5 protein-coding genes are annotated in these 4,197 nt (G+C 63.3%); 4 read left to right on the top strand and 1 reads right to left on the bottom strand.

Annotation, left to right across the window (positions count from 1 at the left end):
- Positions 1 to 154 precede the first annotated feature (154 nt).
- The 4 genes from MHM97_RS22615 to MHM97_RS22600 all read left to right on the top strand — a co-directional run bounded on the left by MHM97_RS22615 (position 155) and on the right by MHM97_RS22600 (position 2,131).
- The gene (locus tag MHM97_RS22615; protein WP_239325886.1) at positions 155 to 562 is read left to right on the top strand and encodes a DUF4376 domain-containing protein; all 408 of its coding nucleotides are present in this window, start codon (positions 155 to 157) and stop codon (positions 560 to 562) included.
- An 18-nt stretch (positions 563 to 580) separates the two neighbouring features.
- Positions 581 to 901 (top strand): hypothetical protein, encoded by a 321-nt coding sequence (locus MHM97_RS22610; protein ID WP_239325885.1) that lies wholly within the window; start codon positions 581 to 583, stop codon positions 899 to 901.
- 76 nt (positions 902 to 977) lie between these two features.
- The gene (locus MHM97_RS22605; RefSeq protein ID WP_239325884.1) at positions 978 to 1,745 is read left to right on the top strand and encodes a peptidoglycan-binding protein; all 768 of its coding nucleotides are present in this window, start codon (positions 978 to 980) and stop codon (positions 1,743 to 1,745) included.
- Positions 1,746 to 1,789: 44 nt separating this feature from the next.
- Positions 1,790 to 2,131 carry a hypothetical protein gene (locus MHM97_RS22600; RefSeq protein ID WP_239325883.1) on the top strand — a complete coding sequence of 114 codons (342 nt, stop codon included), beginning with the start codon at positions 1,790 to 1,792 and terminating at the stop codon, positions 2,129 to 2,131.
- 129 nt (positions 2,132 to 2,260) lie between these two features.
- On the opposite strand, the gene MHM97_RS22595 is transcribed toward MHM97_RS22600, so the two are convergent.
- Positions 2,261 to 4,197: hypothetical protein (locus MHM97_RS22595; protein WP_239325882.1), on the bottom strand; the 1,937-nt coding region annotated here is incomplete at its 5' end.

The following is a 4,197-nucleotide window of genomic DNA, read 5'->3' as shown; positions in this document are numbered from 1 at the left end:
CCCGCGCGGGCGGCGAGATCCGCCTGACCCTGATCCTGCCCCACGGGCCGGAGGCACCCGAGGCCACCCGCTTTGCGCAGCCCCTGAGCCTGACCGGCGACGGGCCGGTGCCGCTCCCCGCCTATCAATCCACCCCCGCAGAGGACCTCGCGCCATGAGCACCATCGACTTCTCCCAGGTCATCACCGCCCAGGACCGCACCGAGGCCGCGCGGGCACAGGCGCTGGCCGATCTGGCAGACCTGCGCTGGAAGCGCACACTTGCGGGTGTGACCCTGCCCGGCGGCCTGCACATGCCCGGCGATGAAACCACCCGCCTCGCGCTCTCCGGCGCGGTCAGCGCGCTTGACCAGGGCATGATCGCCGCGCCGGTCGCCTGGAAGACACCGGCGGGCTTTGTAGAGCTGACGCAATCGCAGATCGAGGCCGCAGCGGCGGCAGTGGTGCAGCACGTCCAGGCCTGCTTTGCCGCCGAGGCTGTAGTGGCGGCGCAGATCGCATCCAGCGCGGCCCCGGCGGGCTTCGATGTTCAGGCGGCCTTTGACGCCGCATTCGCAGGATAAGGGCACAGAAGAATGGCCATGATTGAAAACAGCGATCGCGGGATCACCATGAACAAATCCCTTGCCTGGACCGTGGCCTGCGGGCTGGTCGGGGCAGGGCTCTGGGTCGGCATTCAGGTGGCCACCCTGCGCGGGGAAACCGCCGGTCTCTCCAGGACCATCAACGCCCTGCGCACGGATCTGACCGCCTCCGAGGCGCGCCAGGTGACGCTGACCGCCCGCGTGCGCACCAATGAAACCGCGCTCGCTCGCCAGGATGAGCGCCTGTCTCTCATCCTCTCCACCCTCAACAAGATCGACAACCGGCTCGAACGCATGGAACGCGCTCCGATCCGCTGATCCACTCCCCGACATTCTGAAACCACCCCGCCTCGCCAAGGTCACCTTGCGCGGGGCGTTCTCATTTGGAGGCGGCATGACCGACATTCTCACCTTTGACACCCTGGAAAAGATCACCGGCAAGATCCCGACGGCCAGCGCGCAGGAGGCAAACGCCCGGTCGTTCCTGCTGTCGCTGAACACCTATGGCGGCGACCTCGGGCTGAACCGGCGGCACCGGCTGTCCTGTCTTCTGGGGCAGGTGCTGCTGGAAAGCGGGGCGTTTCGCTACGACCGGGAGCTGTGGGGGCCGACACCGGCGCAGCAGCGCTACGACATCCGCACCGATCTTGGCAATACGCGGGAACGCGATGGCGATGGCTACCTGTTGCGTGGACGCGGGCCGATCCAGATCACCGGGCGCTGGAACTATCGGGCGTTCACCGCCTGGGCGCGTGGCCTCGATCATACCGCGCCGGACTTTGAGGCCGATCCCGATGCGGTGCTGACCGATCCCTGGGAGGGTCTGGTTGCGCTTTGGTACTGGACCGCGCGGGGGCTGAACGCGCTGGCCGATCTTGGCGACGTGCGCGGGATCACCCGCAAGGTCAACGGCGGCTTCAACCATCTGGCAGAGCGGCAGGCCTGGACCGACCGGGCACAGCTTGTCCTTCTTGGACATGCGCCCACGGACGCGCGCGCCTTCCAGCGTTCCGCCGGATTGACTGTGGACGGGGTGATCGGCCCACAGACCCGCGCCGCGCTGCATCAGGCGCTGCTCACCCTGCCACCTGTATCCACATCCCCAAAACCCGCGCCGCGCCCGAACTGGCTGCAGCGCGTCCTCGCCTTCCTCCGCAGCTAAGCGGCGGTCGGCTTTCTTCCACCTGAAATCGAAAGGATAGGCTTATGAATGACATCTTGCAGGAATTGCTGCCGGTGGCCCTGAGCGGGCTGAGCGTGCTTTTGACGGCACTGATCGGCAGCGCGGCCCATACCGCCAAACGGCGCTGGGGTCTCGACATCGAGGCCCGCCACCGCGACGCGCTGCACAGCGCCCTGATGAGCGGTATCCGCGCCGGTCTGGAGCGCGGCCCAGATGAAGCTGCGGAGGTCCTGATCCGCGAGGCCGTGGATCACGCAAAGGCCTCTGTTCCCGACGCGATCCTGCGCCTGGGGCCAAACGATCACGTGTTGCAGAACCTCGCCCGCAGCAAGTTGGCTGGTCTCATCGAGCGATACGTCGATTAAGCGTCCGACACCCGCTGCCACCCCGCCTTCGCACAGTTGGCGGGGTGGCAACGCCTTGGGGAAGGTCTGTACAACCTGCAATGGGCAACCGCTTCCATTGAAATCGCATCAATCCGTTCAATACCAGTGTTAGATAAAAGCTAACTCATCCCAATCCGGTAGCTCAAACGTGATGGGCTCATCAGGTATGATATGTGTTGGCGTCTTAAAATCTGATGATACCACGCCCTCAATTGTTGTGGCCATCACCTCTGAAGCACCTTCCTTGGCATGGCTAGACGTGCCTATGTCTTGGAATACAAAAGCATCTACCACTTCATTGATGCTTGGCGGCGCATCCAGGGTTTGGGTGTAGATATTGTCCGGCCCGTCGCCTTCCCATGTGACCAGCAGTCGACCATCGGACAGCTGATCCAGATCGATGCGGAAGTTGGTGGCCCATGTGCCTGCGGGCTCCACGAGAGTGGTCAGCTCGGTGAGCGGAGTGCCATCCAGGTTAAAACTTTGGATGTAGACCTCATTGTCACCGGTATCTGCGAGCCTCCAGATGGCAGCTACGCCGCCGCCCTCCAGGCTGATAAGCTGCCAGTCCCGAGATTCCCGTGGCGGGGTCGCGGTTTGCAGTACCGTCTCATCGCCAACGGGGGTTCCATCGGCAGCGTAGCGCTGGAACAGGATCGAAGTTGTTACGCTGTTGCTGCCAGGGCTCTGCCAATACGCAATGAAGCCCCCATCCTCGAGTGCCACAAGCTGTGAGGCGTTCTGCAGGCCGCTCGTGGTGGTGTTGACGCGGAAGTCGCCTCCCACCCTGACGCCATCTGCATCAAAGATCTGCCCGAACACATTAGCATTACTGCCCCCGCTCCTCCAGGTTACGACATAGCCGCCCCCAGCGAGGCCGATGACATCCCCGACGTATTGATAATGGTCTATGGAGGTCGGGACCATCACCGGCTCGGCGTCCAACGCGACACCGGTGGCGCTGAACCTCTGGGCCATCACGTCGCGAAGGGTCCCCGTCGAATAGGCGTAGGTACTCCAGACAACGACAAAGCTGCCATCGGCCAGAGCGCCAACTTCATAGGCATATTGAGACATGTTGTGGTTGCCGACCGGGATTTCCGCGATGACCTGGCCGCTACTGTCCAGCACGCTGGCGTATAGATCGCCGTCGCTCATCCATGTAACGGCAACTTGCCCTGACGCCAGAAGTGTGGCCTCGGGAGAGGTTTGATTCCCCGTGACATCCTGGTTCAGACGATAACTCGCGCCCACCTCATCGCCGTTGCGATCATACCGCTGCGCCCAGATCCCGGTACCGGCCCCATCGCCGCCGGACCACACCAGCAAACGGCCACCGTCCGGCTCTGGAAGCGCAACCGAGGATGGGCTGAAAGCGGCGAGGAACGTGGGGACCTCTTGGACAGTATCTGATGGTCCGTCATTGATGCTTGGCGGCGCATCCAGGGTTTGGGTGTAGATATTGTCCGGCCCGTCGCCTTCCCATGTGACCAGCAGTCGACCATCGGACAGCTGATCCAGATCGATGCGGAAGTTGGTGGCCCATGTGCCTGCGGGCTCCACGAGAGTGGTCAGCTCGGTGAGCGGAGTGCCATCCAGGTTAAAACTTTGGATGTAGACCTCATTGTCACCGGTATCTGCGAGCCTCCAGATGGCAGCTACGCCGCCGCCCTCCAGGCTGATAAGCTGCCAGTCCCGAGATTCCCGTGGCGGGGTCGCGGTTTGCAGTACCGTCTCATCGCCAACGGGGGTTCCATCGGCAGCGTAGCGCTGGAACAGGATCGAAGTTGTTACGCTGTTGCTGCCAGGGCTCTGCCAATACGCAATGAAGCCCCCATCCTCGAGTGCCACAAGCTGTGAGGCGTTCTGCAGGCCGCTCGTGGTGGTGTTGACGTGAAAGTCGCTTCCCACCCTGACGCCATCTGCATCAAAGATCTGCCCGAACACACCATCGTCACTGTCCCCTCCCCAGGAGCCTGCCCGCCCCCTCCAGGTGACGACATAGCCGCCTCCAGCGAGGCCGATGACATCCCCGACGTATTGAT

The organism is Epibacterium sp. Ofav1-8, assembly GCF_022348185.1.
GTDB lineage: Bacteria > Pseudomonadota > Alphaproteobacteria > Rhodobacterales > Rhodobacteraceae > Epibacterium.
The sequence above is the reverse complement of the archived record's forward strand: the minus strand, read 5'-3'. Positions and strand labels throughout refer to the sequence as shown.